The following is a 19,820-nucleotide window of genomic DNA, read 5'->3' as shown; positions in this document are numbered from 1 at the left end:
ATGTCCATTCTAGGTTTAATAAGAAAAGTCATACCAAATAAAAACAAACACTATACGGTTGCAACTGGCCCATTCATCATGGCTATCTCTAGCCCAATACCCAGTGTACAGCGTTATATTGAAAGCCATTATGCCAATAATCTAATGACAGAAAGTGACTCAGTTTTTATCGACTTTGCCATTCACATTGGCTTTGGAAAAGGGTTAAGACGTTGGTTTCGACAACAAGCTACGTTCATGTTTAATCATCATGAACCTTTTAAACCCCTCCCCCTCGCACAGGCCAACGCCATGTTGGAATGGGGGATGAATTGGGTTATTTCCAGTCATGCCCATCAGTATTTAATCATCCACGCTGCTACACTAGAAAAAGATGGGAAAGGCATAATTATCTCAGCACCATCGGGGTCAGGTAAAAGCACGCTATGTGCTTATTTAGCAGCAAACGGCTGGCAACTACTCTCAGATGAGTTAGCACTAATCGATCCTGAAAGCCTACAGCTATATGGATTAGGCCGCCCGATTAATCTGAAAAATCAATCTGTTGATTTAATGCGCAACTATTATGCACCGTCTGAATTTAGTTCTATTATTCAAGATACGCACAAAGGCAAAATCGGGTTAGTTAAAGCGCCTGTTGTATCTGAACTATCGGCTAAAGATGTTAGAAATACGGAAAAACGCTCTCAATTAGTCGCAATTCCAGAGCTGTTAATCTTTGTCAACTACGATCCATCTGAACCCTGTTATGTTGAGCAAGTAACACAAAGCCATGCACTTACGGAGATCATTCAAAATAGCTTCAATTTTGGCTTACTCAACCAGCAAGGTTTTACAACGGCAAAAAAACTGGTAGAGCAAACAAAAGCCATATTTATTGAATATCATAACTTTCAAGATTGTGAATCTGTTATCAAGGAGTACTTGAATGAGCGAAGCAGTAGCCCAAGCGAGCCAAGTGGAAACACTGCTTCTAGTGAATGTGCTCACATCACCTGAAAAGTTGATTCATGCCTCCCCACGTATACAAGCACAAGTTATTGCAGAGGCGCGGTATTTTAATATGCTGGCGCAATTAAAGTATGTGTGTGAACAAGCCAATATCTGGTATCAGCTCCCTCTTCGTGTAAAACAACACATTCAATCAGCGGAACACTCATTCAAGAACCAAAAACGTCAGCTTGAAATTGAACATGAAGCCATTAAAGAAGCACTAAAAGACATACCTTGCACTTGGGTATATTTAAAGGGCGCTGCTTATCAAATGTTAGCCTTGCCTGCTTTTTATGGCAGGCTGATGAACGACGTTGATATATTAGTACCTGAAGATCAGCTAACGGCTATAGAGGCGGCACTTTCAGAACACGGCTGGGTTCATAAAACACTGACGGACTATGACGAAAAGTTTTACCGTGAATGGTCCCAAGAGATCCCGCCATTACGACACTTTTCACGTCAAACCGAGCTCGATGTCCACTTCAATATTTTACCTAAACGTTTAAGCCAATCTCCAGAGTCGGCCTTTCTACTCGCTCAAACGCAACAGCTTAAAGGAGAAGATAAAGCCGCGACACTCACTCCAGCGGCATTATTACTTCATAGCGCCATCCACTTGTTCTACGAAAGTGAATATCATAAAGGTATCCGAGACCTCTTTGACATACACTTATTAATTAACGAATTTGGTAATAACAACGCGTTTTGGAATCAACTAACTCTATTGCAAGACCAACTCGGAAATGCTGAGTGTACTTTTTACGCCCTACATTTTAGTGAAGCTATTTATCACACAGCGATACCTGAGCATATAAAGACCTATTACTTAGATCATAAACCCAACATCTTAGCCTTCACACTGACTGAACCCGCTTTTCATTATGCTTTTACCTCCATGTATCCTCTTCACCATCATGCTGGCCATCATCGCGCCCTTTCAACCTTGTATATACGCGGTCATTATAAGCGTCTACCTATTTATAAATTAATTCCTCACCTTATAAAAAAATCCCTTTTCAAGCTGCTTCCAGAGAAGAAAGAAGCAAACATGTTTGACTAAGAACAACATTCCCTCCGTTTATATCATTTTTATTAAAAATAATTCACTGCACATTAACTTGTTAACGCAATCCGTTCTGCACAAACAAATCAAAAGCGTAAACCATTGAAACAAATAAAGATATAAATTTAGATATCCGCACCAAGCAATATTCATCATGTTACTCATAATAACTTATATGTCAGCAACTCCCAATCAAACAGTGATTTTTATTTTGACATTCGAAACCAAACCAGTATGATTCAACGCAAAACCAAATACCTAAACATTTAAAGGTCAGATAATGAAAAAGGTTCTTTCTGTAGCAGCAGTAGCTCTAGCACTTTCAGCAACAGCAGTACAAGCAAACGAAGGCGTTTACGTTGGTGCTAACTACCAGTTCAACAAAATCACAGCAACAGAGCTTAACGACGTTTTTAAAAACGACACGAATACTCTAAACTTCATCGCAGGCTACGACTTCAATGAATTCTTTGCTGTTGAAGGTAACATTGGCTTAGGTATGAGTAGCAACTCAGAACCTTTTGACACTGGTACATTCAAAGAATCAATTTCTGGTAAAAATCAAGACGTTCGCTTTAAAGGCAAAATTGGTAACAAACAAGGCATGTCGTACGGTATTCATGCAGTAGGCAAACTTCCAGTTCACGAAATGTTTGGTTTATTTGCAAAAGTTGGTTACTCAAGCATGAGTTACGAAACAAACATTTCTGCTAAAGAAACCTTCTCTGATACAAATCTAGGCAAAGGCACAGAAAAAACTAACATTGGCGGCCTAAGCTATGCTATCGGCGCTGAGTTCAATGTAATGCCTGAGCTTGCAATTACTGCAGAGTACGGCGCATTCGGCGAATCTAAAGAAGTTCTACCAAAAACCAAATTCAAAGCATCTGGCTTCAACATTGGTATGAAGTACAAGTTCTAATTTGAACTTAACTTTCTCGGCACTATGCTGAGCAGATGTAAAAAAGCCGCTGCGTATGACGTAGCGGCTTTTTGTTATTCGTGATGAGTGCGCTACATGCAGTTACGCGTAGACTCTATCTAAGAAGTGCTCAATTTTTTCTGTCACAAGCTCTGGTTGCTCTAGGTTACTAATATGTCCGGCTTTCGGGATCACGAAGTAACTACTGCCCTTAATTGTGTCATGCATTAACTGTGATTCTAATGGTGTACGCGGCTTATCTTCTGCACCTACCATGATCAGCGTCGGTAGCGTGAACGTCTCAAGATCGTCAAATGCATCACGGCGGCCAAAGACTTTTCTTCCGATAGTCGCAACATCAACAGCACGCTGCCCAGTTAAACTTGATAGATGTTCACGGAAATGTGCAACTAATTCTGGTGAGTCATTTTCTGCGTTATTGGCAAAAAATAGTGGTACAACAGCATCAAGAATCGGTGCAGGCACAGATTGAGCAGCCGTGATAGCGTCTAGCATACCAAAGTACTTCGCGTGAGTAACTTCAGGTTCAAAACCAACAAAGGTGTCCATCAACACTAATGACGTTACACGCTGTGGTGCTAACGCCACTAAATCTGCGCCCCACATACCACCAACGGACAAACCAATTATCGAGAATGTGTCGATTTCAAGGTGATCCATTAAGGCTAATAGATCTTGTGCATAGTCTTGCAGCGTGACCGTTTGTGCTGGCGCAGCATCAGAAGCACCGTGAGCCCATAAATCAGGCACAATACAGCGATACTTTTGACTTAGCACTTCAATCTGTGGCGCCCACATTGCGTGATCCCACAAATAGCTGTGGCCCATCAGAAGGACGGGTCCCTCACCCTGATCAACATAATGCATTGTGCTGTCGTTGATAGTAAATTTATTCATTCCTTGCTCTCTTTCTTAGTGGACACTCGACGTTTGTTTTACACTAATTTCGCTAAGTCAGCAGGACGGTAATAAACCGATTTCAAGACTTTACCTTGACGGATCAACTTACCTTCCAGCTCAACATCTTTTGCACACTTGGCAATAATGAAATTGCCCTTTTCGCTCGCCGCAATCTCTACACCTGATTTCGCATAAAACTGCTTAGTGTCCTCAAATTCAGTCATATTGCGGCACACTTTACTCATGTTGCTTGAGTGTACTTCGTCCCAACAAGCAACAAAGTTGATATTACGGCGGCTAGCAATGTTAAGCAGCAGGTCAATCAAGTAGCTGATCCCAATATTATCTTCTACCTTAGCGTGTCCAAGGTGAACAAGACGCCCCATAAGGACATAAACCGTATCAACAATGGCATCGGCTTGCTCATCTAATGCTGTTGCTTCTGCAAGCTCTGTCATTTCTTCAATTGCTAGCGAAGTATGCAACTGATCTGCTTTGTCATCTAAGGTCGCTGGCGAATCAATATCAAGATCAAACGTTGCGCGAAATTCAGTGATATCACGGTATAAGTGATCGAAAAGAGTTTGATCTAATAATGAAAGGTTCATGTTTTGTTCCTATAAGACGTCTTTCTAAAAGGCTTCACAACTGTGAATGCATGAATAGTAAAGCAAACGACGGTCAGATACAAAAACAAACGGCAACAAGGTAAAACCTCATGATATTCATGAGGTTAATGATTTAATTTAATAGGAAGTAGAAAGGATAATTACGAATGGGTTTTCATTAATGCTTTGAACCAATGTTTTTTCTTTAAGGGAGACTCTACCGCTTCATCACTTTCATCGAGTACACGATCACCAAAACTATCGCGACTATCCTTAGCAAGGTGGCTATTATCCCCTTCTGATAAATATTTTCTTTTTTGGCGAATCATTTTATCCAGTTGGCGAATAGTACTTATTTTTCTTTGAATTACATTCTCTAATACTGTGGTTACTTCGTTCAGCGTTTTTAACGCATCTGTATGAGCAAACTGATGATCACTGTTTTGTACATCATTTTGAGGCGACTTATGGCCTTCTGTCGTCAAGGCAGCTTCTTGCTTTGAGTCTGATGCTATAGACGTTGATAAAGAACCTGAAAGCTCCCCACCCATCTCCTCTATCACTTGCGTTATATCATCCAGTGTTATCACCGCTAAATCAGCCATGAAAGCATACAAAAATAAACGATCGGCAAAAATGTTTATTTTACGTGGGATGCCGCTAGTGTAAGACGCAATTTTTTCAAAAATAGCGTTATCAAGCTCAGGATGACCATCCCAGCCAACTTGTAACAATCTATGCTTAATGTAATCACGCGTTTGTTCTTCATTAAATGGCTGTAAATGACATGACGCTATAATTCGCTGTCTAAACTGCTCCATCTCTGGCAGCTCAATAATCCCCTTTAACTCTTCCTGCCCAAGTAAAAAACTTTGAATTAACGGCTGATCATCTAACTGAAAATTCGATAACATCCGCAATTCTTCAACGGTTTCAGCAGGCAAATTCTGCGCTTCATCAACAATCAACAGTGCCCTTTTTCCTTGGCTATGTAGCTGCAACAAATAGGTTTCAAGCTTTTTAAGAATGTCCGCTTTGTTAAGCCCTTCTACCTCAAGATTAAATTTAGCGGCAACCAAACGAACCAATTCATCAGGCGATAAACGCGTTGTGGCAATTTGGACAGCGACAATAGAGTCATCAATCAAGGCTAACAAATTTCGTGCGAGGGTCGTTTTTCCTGTGCCTATTGGGCCAGTAATAACAATAAATCCTTCACCTTGCGACAAACCATATTGAAGATACGATACGGCTTTATCATGATGCGGACTCGCAAAGAAAAAACGAGGATCGGGGCTTAGCTTAAAAGGCTTATCCGTTAAGCCAAAATGCGATTCATACATAATTAAAAGCTCATCCTTACGTCATAATAGAGTCGGTTTTCATCGTATTCGTAAATAGAGGATGAAGACTGCCGTGAACTATATCGATAACCAAATGAAGAGGTCAGTTTCTCGAAATGTTGATAACTTCCGCCAATATCTAAGGTATGGTAATCATCATTCTGGTTCGCTCCTGCAATGCGTTCAAAATCATATTTTGCATATTCATACGCACCATTCACTTTAAACCGTCGAGTCAAATTATGGCTTGCACTCACCCTTGTTCCGTATGAGCGCTCTTCTTGATTTTCTGAAAAAACAGTTAATGCTTCCTCTTGACGACCAAATACCGATAAGCTGTATTGCGAGCGGCGTAAATCTAATGTCGATGTCCAATCTAATAAACGAACCAAAGTAATATCTTCTGGTCTATCGCCGACAGTAAAGTTTGTTCGATCAAAACTAACTGGCTCTTCGGTATAACTAATTGTATTGGTGACTCGACGGTTACGATGGCTAAATAATAACTCGTAAGCATCGCCAAAAAAGCGCTTACCGTATTCAAGATACAATCGCGTTCTAGGTGTTGGATTGAAATTAACGGACCCCGCCCAAAAGTCAGGGTTGATATCATCTTCTGAAAAGTTATAGCTTAATTCAGCATAAGAACGTTTATGCCAAAAGTAACGAATACCAGGCCCCCAACTCACCGTTTTACGGCTATTAAGGTTAGTTGTCCCTTCTAGATTCTCATAATTCAAACGCAGTAACGGAGAAAAACCATGTATAGTTTGCAGCCCTAGCGTTTCACTCAATGCGGTATAACGTGTATCACCAAGTTCATCTTCACGGGCTTTTTTATAATCATAAGAAGCATCAATTTGCCAAAATACATCTTTAATACTTTGCCCATTGGCAAAACTTACCGATGCACCGTAACCATTATAATCCCCAAGCCTATCCCCACTTCGACTTGCTCGCGTAAAAATTCGGCTTTCTAAATCTATTTGGCTTAGAGGGTTACTGCGGTAACCAAAGCCAATTTCACCTCGTTGATTTTCTACTGTATTACCCGAAAAAATATCGGCTGCAGCATCCTCGTCAAGTGAACGGGCAACATTCTGAATACTGGCATTGGCATCAACAAAAAAACCACTATGAAATAAGCCCTTTTCAGCCACAAAATCTAAGTTATTGTATAAATCATCACGCTCATTATCATCGCTGTATAATAACTGCCTGATTTGATAATCAAAGTTAAAGTAACCTTCAGCCCCAACAACATCAGCTTTTAAGCCCGCGCCAAGCGTAGCGATGACACTTTGGATTTGCTCCGGCTCGCGATCTACGTTATCAGTAAATACCAGTCCAGCCTCCACGCTGGGAGTAAAAGTCACATCAGCACTATAGCCACTCATCGAAACAAATGACGCAACACCAATGACATAAATACTAGGATTTCTTCGCTTTTGAGTCATAGCCATATCCATATCCGTATTGACTATACGCTCCGCGTACGGCTTTATTCATAATAAAACCAATTGCCATGTCCTTATTTAGCTGCGAAACAGCAGCTTTTACATCTGCAATTTTGGTTTTATCCTGTTCTACAACAATCATTGCCTGCCCAAGAAGCTTAGATAAAGTAACCGTCTCAACAACGCCAAGTAGCGGTGGACAATCAAATACAACCACACGATCGCTGTATCTTGAAGCTAGTTCTTTGGCCAATACTTCCATTTTACTACTAGCAAGCAACTCATTATTTAAGTGATGAAATGCACCTGCTGGCATCAGCTTTAAATTAGGTATCGAAGTGGGATAGATAATGTCAGAAAGCTGCGAAACATTACCTACGAGATAATCAATTAAGCCTGGCTTATCATCAATGTCTAACGTATGGCTCACACTCGGCTTAATCACATCCGCATCAACCAGTAGTACCGTTTTATCTTTTTCCGAAGCTAAGCTAAGTGCCAAGTTAACCGCAGAAAACGTTTTCCCTTCATCTGGTAGCGCACTTGAAACCATAACAAGGTTACCGTTTTGATGAAAAGCAGCACCGCTACCGAATGCGTTTTCGAGTAATTTCTGCTTAATAGAGCGAAATTCATTGTTAATTTTGACATTAACAGCCTCGTCGGTATGCATCACCATACCCATATCTTTTAAGCGTTCTGTATCAATATAAATAGGTTGATGGATAATCGGCTCTTCTGCCGCTAATAACTTGTCAGAAACTAACGCTTGGGGAGGACTATCCGTTGCTTTAACGCTGCTCCTTTCGTCAGATGCAGAAACAGACGCCGCAGCATTGAATGCACCAACCTTTTCCTTCGCCTCTTTTTGAACTTTCATTGCCGCGGTAATAGAGTTCGGTTTTTCTGCTGACTGACGATGTTTTCCCATCGCTTTTTCTATGGTACTCATAACAACTCCATAATCGACAGAATACGCGAATGAATAGATGGCATCAGGTTCAACACCATAAAGCATATAAATATTCCGATTAAGCCAACGACAATAGCGCCAAAAATATAGACTTTACGTTGATTATTTTTTACTAGGCCTGATTGCTCTGTGGGTGATACCGCACCAAAAACAGGTAAATGCGTGGCTTGATACAGCTGATTAGCCGACGTAACAACAGGTGATACTTGGCTGCTCAAGAAAGAGACCCCAGTTCCAGCACCTAGCCCGACAACCAGTACCATACTCAACAATAGCGGCCTAATGGGACCGGAAGGCTCGGTCGGCACGCGTGGAGGATCAATCACTCGGAATTTAATATCATCTGAAGCGGCCCCTACACTCTGCGAAATCAGCGCTGACTCACGACGAGACAGTAACTCCTCATACTTATTCTTGGTAATCTCGTAACTTCGCATTAAATTGGTCATTTTAGCTTCAACTTGAGGTAACTTAGCCAGCCTTTCACGTAAAAAGCCGACTTTTTCGTTAAAACTCGATAACCGAACTTTTAAAGAGGCCTCTTCGTTCTCAAGCTGCCTGATCATCAACTTAAGATCATTAAATAAGTTATCCCCTCGACTTCCTGTCGTCGACGCCGTTTTCTGAGATGCTGATTTTAATGCTTTCAAATCTACAATCTGACGACGTGTTTCCTTCACATCAGGGTGTTTTTCAGTAAAACGAAATAATAAAGCATCCAAGCGAGACTCTAACGCTTCCAGTCGTTCGTCATATTCGGTACGAATACCAGAGTAATTTTTTGATGCTATCGAACGTTCGTTGCTTAATTGCGATCGCGCTGTAGCCAGCTGAGTTTTTACTTCACGTAGCTTTAATTGAGTCGCTTCCAACTCTGATTCAAGTTGCTCTAAACGGTTATAGTAATTTTGTTCAGAGCCTGGCATATAGCCTGCATTTTCCTGTTTAAACCGTGCCAACCCCGTTTCTGCTTTAAGTAATCGCGCTTCATAATCTTCAATTTGACTTGCAATAAACTGGCTAGCTTGGTCGGTATCCTGTCGTTTTTCGCCTAGCGCATTTTCAACAAAGACATTGAGTGCAGACTGCACGACATCACGAACATAGCGAGGATCATCACCTGAATAACTGATCGTAAATAGATTTTCACGCCCTGCTGAGCGAATCTTGATATTAGATTTAAGATCTTCCAAGATCTCTTCATATTCTTCGTTATTGGTTGCTCGAATATCAGCATCCGTATCACGGGCAATGGTTTCAAGGTTTGACCGACTCAGTAGGGTTTTAACCATTAACGCCACTTCTTGAGAAGGATCCGTTTCAATAGTTAGGCCACGTAGCAAAGGTTGTAAGATTGATCGAGTATCGGCATAAACTCGCGCATTCGCTGTGTACTGATTAGGCATCATGGTGACGAATAGCCAGCCAAGGGGGCATATCACCCAAGCTGCAATAATCGCATAGCGGCGTTTTAACCACACACCGCGAGCATACTGGATCAGAATATCAAGCTGTTCTTGCATCTGCTTCCCTTCCCTGATTAGAACCAAGCTTCCGGTATAATAATAATATCGCCAGGAAGAATATCGACGTTCGCTTGGATCTGGCCATCACGCAGTAGATCGCCCATATTCAACCCATACTGACGCTGCTGACCATTAACAACACGAATCAGACGTGCATCATTACCATCGGCATATTCAGTTAGACCACCAACTTCAACCATGACATCAAGCAAGGTCATATTTTCACGATAATTAATCGCTTTCGGTTTTGACGCCTCACCAATTACCCGTACTTGCTCGCTATAAGGGCCAACAAAACCTTGAACAATCACTGTCACAATAGGATCACGGACGTATTCCGCTAACCGCATCTCTAAGCTACGCGCTAAATCAGTTGGCGTGCGACCAGAAGCGGGGACATCGTCAACCAAAGAAGTGGATAGCATGCCATCAGGGCGAACTGTAAACGTGCCAGATACTTCAGGGTTACCCCAAACAAAAATATTTAAAGAATCGCCAGGGCCAATTAAATATTTATATTGATTGATATTTTGCGTAAGAGAAGCTTGCGGTGTCGATGAGGGTAGCGTCGGTAAATCATTAGAAGAACAGCCTCCAAGAAATAGCACTGATGCACATGCTATAGCTCCTGAAACAGTTAGTGAACAGCCTTTTTTCTTCATAACAGCATCCATCCTGCTCTGATTTCGTCCAAATACCCTAATAAACAATTAACTAGGGCGTACTTATTACTATGGTTGAGAAGGTGTCATTTTTCCATTGAACTTATTTAACTATATATGATTTTTTTATTTTGCAGATTTTTTATAGTCGTCAATAATCAATTAGGTAGGAGATGATGAGTAAACATTATATATGGTTCATTATTTGGATTTTAAAGTAACGTTTTATAGGTAAGGATATCTATGTCGCACTCACGATTTCACGACTTAAACTTAAGTAATGCTACGCTTATCTTTGCTGATATATTGGTGCTATTCTCTATTTTCACTTTCGGTTTAGTTGGAATCGACTACTTTTCAACACTATCACTTCCTCATTATGGTGACGTTACTTTCTTCATTCACTTGATGCTATACACTCTCCCTTTACAAGTAGCCATGCTTGCTGTTGGCTTATATAACGAAAAGCTTCGCGAAACGTTCAATGGTATTGCTATTCGCCTTATTGTCGCCCTTTTCCTTGCTTATGTTTTAGCAAGCGGCATCTATTTCATTCTACCGTTACCGTCTTTGCCTGGCTTTAGTCGAGAACTTATCTTCTTCTTAACTTTCATTGGCTTAATAACCTCTCGCTTTATTGCCATATCAAGTAATTATGAAAAAATAGGTCAAATAAGAGTATTGGTGATAGGCGCTGGTGAACGGGCAAGTTTGATTGAAAAATGCATGCGTCGTAAATCTGATCGCGTCCATGTTGACATACATGGCTATGTAAAAATCGATGGTGACAGTGACTTACAAACGCCAAAGGGTACAAAGTTTGAGCTAGACGGCCCGCTGAATGAATTCGTTAACAAACACAAGATTGAAGAGATTGTCATCGCTGCGGATGAACGTAGAGGTAACCTCCCCGTCGACAGTCTTTTCAACTGTAAAATTGAAGGTGTTTTAATCACAGATATTATTGATTTTATTGAAAGAGAAACAGGCCAAATTGCAGTTACACATATTTATCCATCTTGGGTGATATATAATGATAAAAAGCCTGCTTCTTTTATAGCTAAGACATTGAATTGGCTATTTAATAGTTCTGTAGCTATTTTAATCTTACTCTTTTGTTGGCCTCTTATTTTACTTGCCTTTTTATTTATCAAGTTCGAAGACGGTATTTCATCACCAACTTTATATTCGCAACAGCGAATTGGTTTAAAAGGTAAACCGTTCACAATATATAAGTTCCGGAGTATGTCTTTAGACGCCGAGAAATATGGTATTAAATGGGCACAAAAATCTGACCCTAGAGTAACCAAGGTGGGGCGCTACCTGCGTAAATATCGAATAGATGAACTACCTCAATTGTTTAACGTTTTTCGAGGTGATATGTGCTTTGTTGGCCCTCGCCCTGAGCGCCCTCAATTCTCTGAGCAATTTGAAGAGTCGATACCCTATTACAACCACCGCCATAATGTAAAACCCGGTCTTACGGGGTGGGCACAGCTAAAATACCCCTATGGATGTGGTAAAGAAGATGCGATAGAAAAACTCAAATTTGACCTTTACTACATCAAACATCGTAGCTTTTTCCTTGATTTACTCATACTTGTGCGCACTTCTGAAATAGTGCTATTTGGCAAAGGACACTAGTTCTTGATGTTCCAGCGCTTATTCTAGAGGGTTTTCCATGAAAGAACCGAACAATGGCTATCAAGTACCAACTAATGCATTAACTATTGATGTGGAAGATTATTTCCATGTTGAAGCATTTTCGTCCGTTGTAAAGCGTGCCGATTGGGGAAACAAGTACCCGCTACGTGTCGAAAACAATACTCATCATATTTTAAATATGCTCGACGAACATAATGTTCGAGCTACATTTTTCGTTTTAGGCTGGGTAGCAGAAGCATGTCCTAATTTGGCACGGGCCATTGTTGCCAGGGGGCATGAATTGGCAAGCCATGGCTTTGCGCACCAACACGCAAACAAACAAACACTAGAAACTTTCAGGCAAGACATAGTACGAAGTAAACACTTGTTAGAAGACCAATCTGGCGTGCGTATAAATGGCTATCGCGCCCCGAGCTTTTCTATTGGTCAAAAAAATACCTGGGCGTTTGAAGAGCTCCACAATGCTGGTTTTCGCTACACCAGTAGCACTTACCCGGTTAAACACGATATTTATGGCACCCCTGAATGGCCTCGATTTAAATACCTAAGACCAGAAGGCATAATCGAAATCCCAATTCCTACCCTCGATATACTTAACCGTAATATTCCTATTGGCGGCGGTGGCTACTTCAGACTCTATCCTTATGCCTTGAGTCGCTATTTCATTGAACGTTTTAGGCAACAAACTCAACAGCCTTTTAGCTTCTACTTTCATCCATGGGAAATTGATCCCAAGCAGCCTCAAATGCACGGTATTTCAGTGAAGTCTCGTGTTCGTCACTACTTAAACATACATCGAATGGAGGCACGTATTCACCGTCTGCTCAACGATTTTCAATGGGATACTATGTACAACGCTTATCAACTACACGGATTAGTTAATGATGAAAAACCTAGCGATCAGGAAGATAGCAAACAACGACTTTTCAGCCTGGGACAGCTACGTTGATAATCATAACGACGGAAGCTTTTTCCACTTAACAGGGTGGCAGCGGGTTATAAGTAAAGTTTTTGGTCATCGTCACCATTATTTATTAGCAGAAGATAATGAACAGCTTGTTGGTGTCTTACCGCTTTTCGAGCAAAAGAGCCTACTCTTTGGTCATGCTCTTATTTCTACCCCTTTCTGTGTGTATGGCGGGGCAATTGCCGATAACGATACCATTAGAAAAGCACTTGAAAAAGCCGCTTACGAATTAGGCTGTTCATTGAATGTAGATTACGTAGAGTTAAGGGATAAAGAAGAAAAAGAGTGTGATGAACCATGGCAATCGCATTGCCACCATGCCACATTTTCATGCCAGCTAGCAGCTGATCCTGACGCAATTCTCTCGACAGTCAAACGCAAGCAAAGAGCGGTTATCCGCCAATCCAATAACAACAGCTTACAAGCAGATATCAGTAATAATCCCGATCTATGCTACCAAGTGTATGCCGAGTCGGTTAGGAATCTTGGCACGCCAGTGTTTCACCAAAAACTCTTTAGTGAATTAAAGCAAACCTTTGGCGAGCGCTGTGAAACGCTGGTGATCAGAGACGGTGAGAATACACCGGTATCAAGCGTTTTAAGTTTTTACTATAAAGACCAAGTGCTCCCCTATTATGGCGGAGGCACGGCAGACGCACGGCAGCTCAAAAGTAATGACTTCATGTATTACCAACTCATGTGTACAGCCAAGCAAAAGGGCGCGCAAGCCTTTGATTTTGGTCGTAGTAAAATAGATTCTGGCGCTTACAAATATAAACGTCACTGGGGGATGAATGAACAACCACTGCATTACCGAATTGCTTTAGTAAAAGCACAATCATTGCCCAACTTATCACCGAACAATCCAAAGTATCGTTTTTTCATCCAAGCATGGCAAAAACTGCCTCTCGGCATTAGTCGTCAATTAGGCCCAATGCTATCGAAATATTTAGGGTGAACAGTATGAAAGAGCCACTATTATACCTATGCCACCGCATTCCTTTTCCACCTAACAAAGGCGATAAAATTACAACCTGTAATGTGCTTAAATTTTTAAGTCGCCATTTCGATGTGTATCTTGGCTGCTTTATTGATGATCAGTTTGATCAGCGCTATGTCTCTGACGTACAAGCACTCTGTGCAGACACCCTCTTTATCCCGTTAAATCCGTCTGTTGCTAAAGTCAAAGGCTTACGGGCTTTCTTAACGGGAGACCCTATTACCGTACCTTACTATTCGCATCAAAAAATGCAGCGCTGGGTTAATAAGGTAATTACAACCCATGGTATAGAAAAGGCATTCGTCTATTCAGGCTGCATGGCACAGTACTTATTAGCGCCACCAAAACCGATACACAAGGTGATTGACTTTGCTGATATAGACTCTGATAAATGGCGCCAATATGCCCATCAAACTAAAGGGATCATGCGCTATGTTTATCAGCGTGAACATACAAGATTAGAAAATTTTGAAAAAAGTGTCGCTGACAACTTCGATATCAGCTGTTTTATTTCCGAAACTGAAGCCGATCAATTTAAGACAATGGTGAGTACACCAACAAAATCAAAAATTCAAATCCTTGAAAACGGCATCGACTGCTTTTACTTTTCACCAGATCAACCTTCAAAACTGTCAGAACCTTATGTATTAGAAGAACAAAACTACATCGTTTTCACGGGTGCAATGGATTATCGCCCCAATATTGATGCCGTGCTGTGGTTTGTTAACAATGTGTGGCCTCAGGTGCTTATAAGCCATCCCGATAGTTATTTTTATATTGTTGGTTCAACCCCGCCCAAAGCGGTGTTAAGCCTCGCACAACAACCCGGTGTTGTCGTAACAGGACGGGTAGAAGACATTCGCCCTTATATGCAACATGCAAAAGCAGCCATTGCGCCAATGCGTATGGCACGTGGCATCCAAAATAAAATATTAGAAGCGATGGCAATGGCAAAGCCTGTACTGTCATCGTCAATTGGGATGGAAGGGCTAGAAAACTACCCCACCCAATACCTTTCAGTTGAAGACTCCCCTGAAGATATTGCAACTTGGATCATCGAAAAATTGGCGCATCCAGCACTTGTTGCTACTGAATCTCGCCAATGGCTAGAGGCTAATTTTAGCTGGGACGCCAAGCTCACTCCGCTACTCAGTTACTTAGGAGCGAGCCATGAATAACTCTATTCTATTGCGGTTAATGCTACCTTTGGCGGCATGGGGACTGGTTTTTTCGAGCTCTTTACAAACCATGGTCGGTGTATGGATGCAATCGAAAACCTATGAGCACTGTTTTTTGATTGTGCCTATTTCCCTTTGGCTTGTATGGCAAAAAAGACAAGAGATTCGCAAACTGCCGTACACATCAAGCTGGATCCCTCTCGCCTTACTGATTTTACCTGCCATGCTATGGCTATTAGGTCGAGCCGCTGACATCTCTTTATTCGAACATGTTGCAAGCGTGATTAGCTTGCAACTCATCCTTTGGGCTGTCATTGGCACCCCAATGGCAAAGCTACTGTGGTTCCCTATTCTGTTTCTTATTTTTGCCGCACCTTTTGGAGAGGAACTCGTCCCAAGCTTACAAATAATCACAGCTGATCTCTCCGTTTTCTTTTTGAACCTGTTCAACATACCGGTATACCGAGAAGGACTTTACCTCACCATCCCTAATGGTCAATTCCATGTTGCAGAAGCGTGTTCAGGGATCCGCTTCCTTATTTCGAGTATTGCGCTCGGTACACTTTTTGCTTATTTACAATTTAACCATTGGTGGAAGCGTCTCCTGTTCACTGGCTTTTCCTTTATCTTCCCCATTATTGCGAACGGGCTGAGGGCCTTTGGCATTATTACTATCGGCTACCTCACAGATATGGAGCACGCAACTGGGGCAGATCACCTCGTTTATGGCTGGGTATTTTTTAGCTTTGTTATCTTGGTCATTTTCTTCACCGCCAATATTTTTGCAGATCCACCAGCAAAGGAATCAGATTTTTCACTTCATTCTGTATCTGAAGAAAAAACAAATAAAAGCCTGAAAGTTATCGGTAGCCTAACCATGGTTTTACTAAGCTTAGGGTTATGGGAACAGTCATTTACGTCAACAGAGGCCGTCACGGCTTCAACAAAAGAGATGCCGAAAAATGTCGCTCCCGTTGCCCAGTCTGAATGGGGAATTCAATTTCAGCATGCTCAGCAGCATGCATTAGGACAAAGCCAAGATGGCACTATTGAATACTTCAATGCGATATTTAGCCTGCGCCAAGATGAAGGTGAAGTCATCCATAATAGCAATCAGTTATTTAGCAAAGACAATTGGAAAAAAGTCACATCGAAAGTTGTTCATTTAACCCCGGAACTTGACGCAACTGAAGTGACTGTAGCGAATAACGCAGGCAAGAAAATGAAGATCATTTATTGGTATTGTATTGATGATTTTTGTTCAAGTAAGCCTATAGATATCAAACTAGCGCAAGCGACTCATTTAATTACAGGACAAAACGCAACCGCAGAAGTATTAGCAATAGCCAGTACAACCTTAAATGAAAGCACAATAAGAGAACTAGCAAAACAATGGCAATAGCCACGATGATGGACGTTCACCATAAAAGGATTATCTATGTGTGGAATTGCGGGGATTTTTAATCTTTATCAATCAGCCCCATTACAGCCAGAACTGCTTAAAACCATTAATCGTCGTCAAAGTCACCGTGGCCCAGATGATGAAGGGTATTATTTTGACAGCTACATAGGCCTCGCTCATCGCCGTCTATCCATCATCGACTTATCTGGAGGCCACCAGCCACTCTTTAATGAAGATGGCAGTATAGCGGTTGTGTTCAATGGCGAAATCTATAACTTTCAGTCTTTGGTTGCCGAGCTCAAACAGGCTGGGCATATATTCAGCACTTACAGTGATACCGAAGTCATCGTCCACGCTTGGGAAGAATGGGGAGAAAGTGCGGTCACTCGTTTCCGCGGCATGTTTACCTTCGCCATTTGGGATACCAACCGCCGCCAATTATTCATCGCCCGTGATCGACTGGGCAAGAAGCCACTTTTTTACAGCCAAACACCGCAGGGCCAACTTGTTTTTGCCTCTGAGCTTAAAGTATTACTGGAACATCCCGATGTGAGTCTCGCACTTCGTCCTGAAATGACAGAAGACTTCTTCATGTATGGCTACATTCCTGATCCAAACACCGCGTATCAACATATCTACAAACTGGAAGCGGGGCATACCATGCTGTTAACACCTGGCGAACAACTAAGGACAACGCCTTATTGGGATCTCTCTGCCCCTGAAAGCTGCATCAGCTGGGAACAAACTCAAAACACTCTGATTGAACAGCTAGAAGAAGCCGTCAAGATACGCTTAATTGCTGATGTTCCTTTAGGGGCGTTTCTCTCTGGCGGTGTCGATTCTAGCGCCATCGTGTCCATGATGGCACGGTTGCAAAATAACCCCGTAAATACCTGTGCAATAGGTTTCAACGAAGCCGAATATGACGAGAGTGAGTACGCGCAACAGATTGCCCTGCAATATAACACCAACCATACTTCGCACATTGTCGATGCTGATGATATAAGCCTGATAAAGCAGTTAAATGATATTTATGATGAACCATACGCCGACAGTTCCGCTTTACCCACTTACCGAGTCTGTCAGCTAGCAAGAAAATCAGTTAAAGTCGCGCTATCAGGAGATGGCGGTGACGAAATATTTGGCGGATACCGCCGACATAAGATGCACTTAGCGGAACAAAAAGTCCGCCAGATGATCCCCTCTCGTTTCCGAAAGCCAATATTTGGCTCATTAGGTCGATTATACCCAAAAGCAGACTGGGCACCGCGGCCTTTACGTGCAAAAACGACCTTTCAATCACTCGCACTGAATCAAGTTGAAGCCTATGCTAGCTCAATCTCAAAGCTGCGTGTCGATGAACGTGAGCAGTTATTTAGCCCTCAATACCGCCAACAATTGAACGGCTATAACGGTATTGATCAGCTCACCCATCATGTCAACAAGGCCCCGACCGACGATCCGCTCAAGCTGATCCAATACTTAGATATAAAAACCTGGCTCGTTGGCGATATTCTTACCAAAGTTGACCGAGCGAGCATGGCTAACTCGTTAGAAGTGCGTGCTCCCCTGCTTGATCACGAATTTATTGAATGGGCTTATTCCGTCAACAGCCATGACAACATCCGCAATGTGCAAGGAAAAGGGGTACAAGGAAAGTATGCCTTCAAGAAGGCCTTAGAACCCTACGTCAATCAGGATATTTTGTATCGCCCTAAAATGGGGTTCTCCATGCCCATTAGCCAATGGTTTCGCACCTCACTCAAACAGACATTACACAATTCAGTGTTATCAACCAATATGCTAGACAGTGGCTACTTTAATGTCAGTCAACTAAAGCAGATGCTGCAAGAACACAGCGATGGCTACCGTGATCATGGCGCATCCTTGTGGTGTCTACTTATGTTTTCTCAATTCATGATGAAGCAATAGGAGGCAGTCGCGATATGAATATATTAACGATCTCAACCCTGTTTCCAAATAGCCAAGATCCTAAGCATGGTGTATTTGTCGAAACACGTTTAACACATTTAAAAAAGCACTACCCAGACGTCAATGTTACCGTTATCGCCCCTGTACCTTGGTTTCCATTCAAGTCCGCTTATTTTGGTCAATATAGTCTCTATGCTAATACACCACTTTATGAGCAGCGCAATGGGTTTGATGTCTACCACCCTCGTTATCTTGTTATACCCAAAATAGGCATGACACTCACACCAGCAACCCTCGCCTATTGTATTGAAAACCAAATACAGCAATTACTCGATCAAGGGCTAACATTTGATGCGATTGACGGCCATTACTTCTACCCTGATGGCGTAGCGATTAACCAAGTTGCTAAACACTTCAAGCTTCCGTTTACTGTTACCGCTCGCGGAACCGATATTAACCTGATCCCTCAATTTAAAAAGCCGAAACGCCAAATTCAACAAGTGCTACAAGAAAGTAATCACAACATGGCTGTCTGTGAAGCACTACGGCAAGAGATGCTCACACTCGGCGCAAAACCAGACCAAGTCAGTACCTTGCGTAATGGCGTAGATTTAGAATTGTTTGACTTTAGCGATGAAACGAAACAACAGCAGCTTCGTGAAGAATTAGATCTCCCCCTTGATAAAACTATTGTCATTTCTGTTGGCTGGCTGATTGAACGTAAAGGGCATCATCACGTAATCCGTGCTATCAATGATGTACCGAATACACTTTTATTGATTGCAGGAAATGGCCCTGAAGACAAAAGCCTTAAACAATTGGTTGAGTCACTAGGATTGGAAGATCGCGTGCGCTTTCTTGGTCAGCAGCCTCAAGCTGTACTGTGTAAATATTACGGCGCTGCCGATATGTTAGTTCTAGCATCCAGTCGCGAAGGCTGGGCCAACGTATTATTAGAAGCCATGGCGTGTGGGACACCTGTTGTTGCAACCAAAATCTGGGGCTCGCCTGAAGTTGTTCAACATGCGCATGCCGGACTCTTAGTGGAAAGAGAGCCTCAACAAATAGCGAAAGCCATACAGCAACTTAACCAGAAAACATTCACACGGCTCGATACCCGCCAATACGCAGAACAATTTGATTGGCAAAGTACCTCAGATAAACAGTACCAAGTGTTCAGTGAATTAGTGAATTAGTGAATTAGT

At 42.0% G+C, this 19,820-nt stretch carries 17 protein-coding genes; 10 read left to right on the top strand and 7 right to left on the bottom strand.

What is annotated here, in order from left to right:
* The 3 genes from L4C35_RS13365 to L4C35_RS13355 all read left to right on the top strand — a co-directional run bounded on the left by L4C35_RS13365 (position 1) and on the right by L4C35_RS13355 (position 2,981).
* On the top strand, positions 1-999 hold the full coding sequence (locus tag L4C35_RS13365) for an HprK-related kinase A (protein ID WP_428463336.1): 999 nt from the start codon (positions 1-3) through the stop codon (positions 997-999).
* Positions 929-2,056 (top strand): nucleotidyltransferase family protein, encoded by a 1,128-nt coding sequence (locus L4C35_RS13360; protein WP_428463335.1) that lies wholly within the window; start codon positions 929-931, stop codon positions 2,054-2,056. Before L4C35_RS13365 ends, L4C35_RS13360 begins: the two co-directional genes overlap by 71 nt.
* 283 nt (positions 2,057-2,339) lie before the next feature.
* The gene (locus tag L4C35_RS13355) at positions 2,340-2,981 is read left to right on the top strand and encodes an outer membrane beta-barrel protein (protein WP_428463334.1); all 642 of its coding nucleotides are present in this window, start codon (positions 2,340-2,342) and stop codon (positions 2,979-2,981) included.
* Positions 2,982-3,083: 102 nt separating this feature from the next.
* Here the strand turns inward: L4C35_RS13355 and L4C35_RS13350 are convergent, their stop codons facing one another.
* The 7 genes from L4C35_RS13350 to L4C35_RS13320 all read right to left on the bottom strand — a co-directional run bounded on the left by L4C35_RS13350 (position 3,084) and on the right by L4C35_RS13320 (position 10,471).
* Entirely contained in the window at positions 3,084-3,899 is an 816-nt protein-coding gene (locus L4C35_RS13350; protein WP_428463333.1) for an alpha/beta fold hydrolase, read from the bottom strand.
* A gap of 38 nt (positions 3,900-3,937) precedes the next feature.
* Positions 3,938-4,510: a nucleoside triphosphate pyrophosphohydrolase family protein gene (locus tag L4C35_RS13345; RefSeq protein ID WP_428463332.1), complete on the bottom strand. Its 573-nt coding sequence runs from the start codon at positions 4,508-4,510 to the stop codon at positions 3,938-3,940.
* 161 nt (positions 4,511-4,671) lie between these two features.
* Positions 4,672-5,853: an XrtA/PEP-CTERM system-associated ATPase gene (locus L4C35_RS13340; RefSeq protein WP_428463331.1), complete on the bottom strand. Its 1,182-nt coding sequence runs from the start codon at positions 5,851-5,853 to the stop codon at positions 4,672-4,674.
* Between the two features lie 2 nt (positions 5,854-5,855).
* Positions 5,856-7,322 (bottom strand): TIGR03016 family PEP-CTERM system-associated outer membrane protein, encoded by a 1,467-nt coding sequence (locus L4C35_RS13335; protein ID WP_428463330.1) that lies wholly within the window; start codon positions 7,320-7,322, stop codon positions 5,856-5,858.
* Complete coding sequence (locus L4C35_RS13330; protein ID WP_428463329.1) at positions 7,285-8,262, bottom strand: XrtA-associated tyrosine autokinase; 978 nt, start codon at positions 8,260-8,262, stop codon at positions 7,285-7,287. The genes L4C35_RS13335 and L4C35_RS13330 overlap by 38 nt, the downstream gene beginning before the upstream one ends.
* Positions 8,259-9,806: an XrtA system polysaccharide chain length determinant gene (locus L4C35_RS13325; RefSeq protein ID WP_428463328.1), complete on the bottom strand. Its 1,548-nt coding sequence runs from the start codon at positions 9,804-9,806 to the stop codon at positions 8,259-8,261. The genes L4C35_RS13330 and L4C35_RS13325 overlap by 4 nt, the downstream gene beginning before the upstream one ends.
* Positions 9,807-9,823: 17 nt before the next feature.
* A complete protein-coding gene (locus L4C35_RS13320; protein ID WP_428463327.1) occupies positions 9,824-10,471 on the bottom strand; it encodes an XrtA/PEP-CTERM system exopolysaccharide export protein in 648 nt (215 codons plus the stop codon).
* A 243-nt stretch (positions 10,472-10,714) separates the two neighbouring features.
* On the opposite strand from L4C35_RS13320, the gene L4C35_RS13315 reads away from it, so the two are divergent.
* From L4C35_RS13315 to L4C35_RS13285, 7 genes are read left to right on the top strand one after another with little or no spacing between them, the layout of a single operon-like run.
* Positions 10,715-12,115 carry a TIGR03013 family XrtA/PEP-CTERM system glycosyltransferase gene (locus L4C35_RS13315; protein ID WP_428463326.1) on the top strand — a complete coding sequence of 467 codons (1,401 nt, stop codon included), beginning with the start codon at positions 10,715-10,717 and terminating at the stop codon, positions 12,113-12,115.
* Positions 12,116-12,152: 37 nt separating this feature from the next.
* Positions 12,153-13,085, top strand: coding sequence for an XrtA system polysaccharide deacetylase (locus L4C35_RS13310; RefSeq protein WP_428463325.1), 933 nt, complete (start codon positions 12,153-12,155; stop codon positions 13,083-13,085).
* Positions 13,018-14,061 (top strand): FemAB family XrtA/PEP-CTERM system-associated protein, encoded by a 1,044-nt coding sequence (locus tag L4C35_RS13305; RefSeq protein WP_428463324.1) that lies wholly within the window; start codon positions 13,018-13,020, stop codon positions 14,059-14,061. The genes L4C35_RS13310 and L4C35_RS13305 overlap by 68 nt, the downstream gene beginning before the upstream one ends.
* Before the next feature lie 5 nt (positions 14,062-14,066).
* Positions 14,067-15,281, top strand: a complete 1,215-nt coding sequence (locus tag L4C35_RS13300; protein WP_428463323.1) for a TIGR03087 family PEP-CTERM/XrtA system glycosyltransferase — start codon at positions 14,067-14,069, stop codon at positions 15,279-15,281.
* A complete protein-coding gene (gene xrtA, locus L4C35_RS13295) occupies positions 15,274-16,683 on the top strand; it encodes an exosortase A (protein WP_428463322.1) in 1,410 nt (469 codons plus the stop codon). The genes L4C35_RS13300 and xrtA overlap by 8 nt, the downstream gene beginning before the upstream one ends.
* 36 nt (positions 16,684-16,719) lie before the next feature.
* On the top strand, positions 16,720-18,615 hold the full coding sequence (locus L4C35_RS13290; RefSeq protein ID WP_428463321.1) for an XrtA/PEP-CTERM system amidotransferase: 1,896 nt from the start codon (positions 16,720-16,722) through the stop codon (positions 18,613-18,615).
* Positions 18,616-18,629: 14 nt separating this feature from the next.
* On the top strand, positions 18,630-19,811 hold the full coding sequence (locus L4C35_RS13285; RefSeq protein WP_428463320.1) for a glycosyltransferase family 4 protein: 1,182 nt from the start codon (positions 18,630-18,632) through the stop codon (positions 19,809-19,811).
* The last annotated feature ends 9 nt before the right edge of the window (positions 19,812-19,820 follow it).

The organism is Photobacterium kagoshimensis (assembly GCF_050337045.1).
GTDB lineage: Bacteria > Pseudomonadota > Gammaproteobacteria > Enterobacterales > Vibrionaceae > Photobacterium > Photobacterium kagoshimensis.
Note: the sequence above shows the minus strand (reverse complement) of the source record. Positions and strands in the feature narration are given on the sequence as shown.

What these genes read in the sequence shown, in the direction of transcription:
- L4C35_RS13315 (WP_428463326.1), top strand. Translation starts at nt 10,715, where the DNA reads ATGTCGCACTCACGATTTCACGACTTAAACTTAAGTAATGCTACGCTT.
- L4C35_RS13300 (WP_428463323.1), top strand. Translation starts at nt 14,067, where the DNA reads ATGAAAGAGCCACTATTATACCTATGCCACCGCATTCCTTTTCCACCT.
- L4C35_RS13360 (WP_428463335.1), top strand. Translation starts at nt 929, where the DNA reads ATGAGCGAAGCAGTAGCCCAAGCGAGCCAAGTGGAAACACTGCTTCTA.
- L4C35_RS13325 (WP_428463328.1), bottom strand. Translation starts at nt 9,806, where the DNA reads ATGCAAGAACAGCTTGATATTCTGATCCAGTATGCTCGCGGTGTGTGG.
- L4C35_RS13320 (WP_428463327.1), bottom strand. Translation starts at nt 10,471, where the DNA reads ATGAAGAAAAAAGGCTGTTCACTAACTGTTTCAGGAGCTATAGCATGT.
- L4C35_RS13355 (WP_428463334.1), top strand. Translation starts at nt 2,340, where the DNA reads ATGAAAAAGGTTCTTTCTGTAGCAGCAGTAGCTCTAGCACTTTCAGCA.
- xrtA (WP_428463322.1), top strand. Translation starts at nt 15,274, where the DNA reads ATGAATAACTCTATTCTATTGCGGTTAATGCTACCTTTGGCGGCATGG.
- L4C35_RS13305 (WP_428463324.1), top strand. Translation starts at nt 13,018, where the DNA reads ATGATGAAAAACCTAGCGATCAGGAAGATAGCAAACAACGACTTTTCA.
- L4C35_RS13335 (WP_428463330.1), bottom strand. Translation starts at nt 7,322, where the DNA reads ATGGATATGGCTATGACTCAAAAGCGAAGAAATCCTAGTATTTATGTC.
- L4C35_RS13345 (WP_428463332.1), bottom strand. Translation starts at nt 4,510, where the DNA reads ATGAACCTTTCATTATTAGATCAAACTCTTTTCGATCACTTATACCGT.
- L4C35_RS13285 (WP_428463320.1), top strand. Translation starts at nt 18,630, where the DNA reads ATGAATATATTAACGATCTCAACCCTGTTTCCAAATAGCCAAGATCCT.
- L4C35_RS13340 (WP_428463331.1), bottom strand. Translation starts at nt 5,853, where the DNA reads ATGTATGAATCGCATTTTGGCTTAACGGATAAGCCTTTTAAGCTAAGC.
- L4C35_RS13310 (WP_428463325.1), top strand. Translation starts at nt 12,153, where the DNA reads ATGAAAGAACCGAACAATGGCTATCAAGTACCAACTAATGCATTAACT.
- L4C35_RS13330 (WP_428463329.1), bottom strand. Translation starts at nt 8,262, where the DNA reads ATGAGTACCATAGAAAAAGCGATGGGAAAACATCGTCAGTCAGCAGAA.
- L4C35_RS13290 (WP_428463321.1), top strand. Translation starts at nt 16,720, where the DNA reads ATGTGTGGAATTGCGGGGATTTTTAATCTTTATCAATCAGCCCCATTA.
- L4C35_RS13350 (WP_428463333.1), bottom strand. Translation starts at nt 3,899, where the DNA reads ATGAATAAATTTACTATCAACGACAGCACAATGCATTATGTTGATCAG.
- L4C35_RS13365 (WP_428463336.1), top strand. Translation starts at nt 1, where the DNA reads ATGTCCATTCTAGGTTTAATAAGAAAAGTCATACCAAATAAAAACAAA.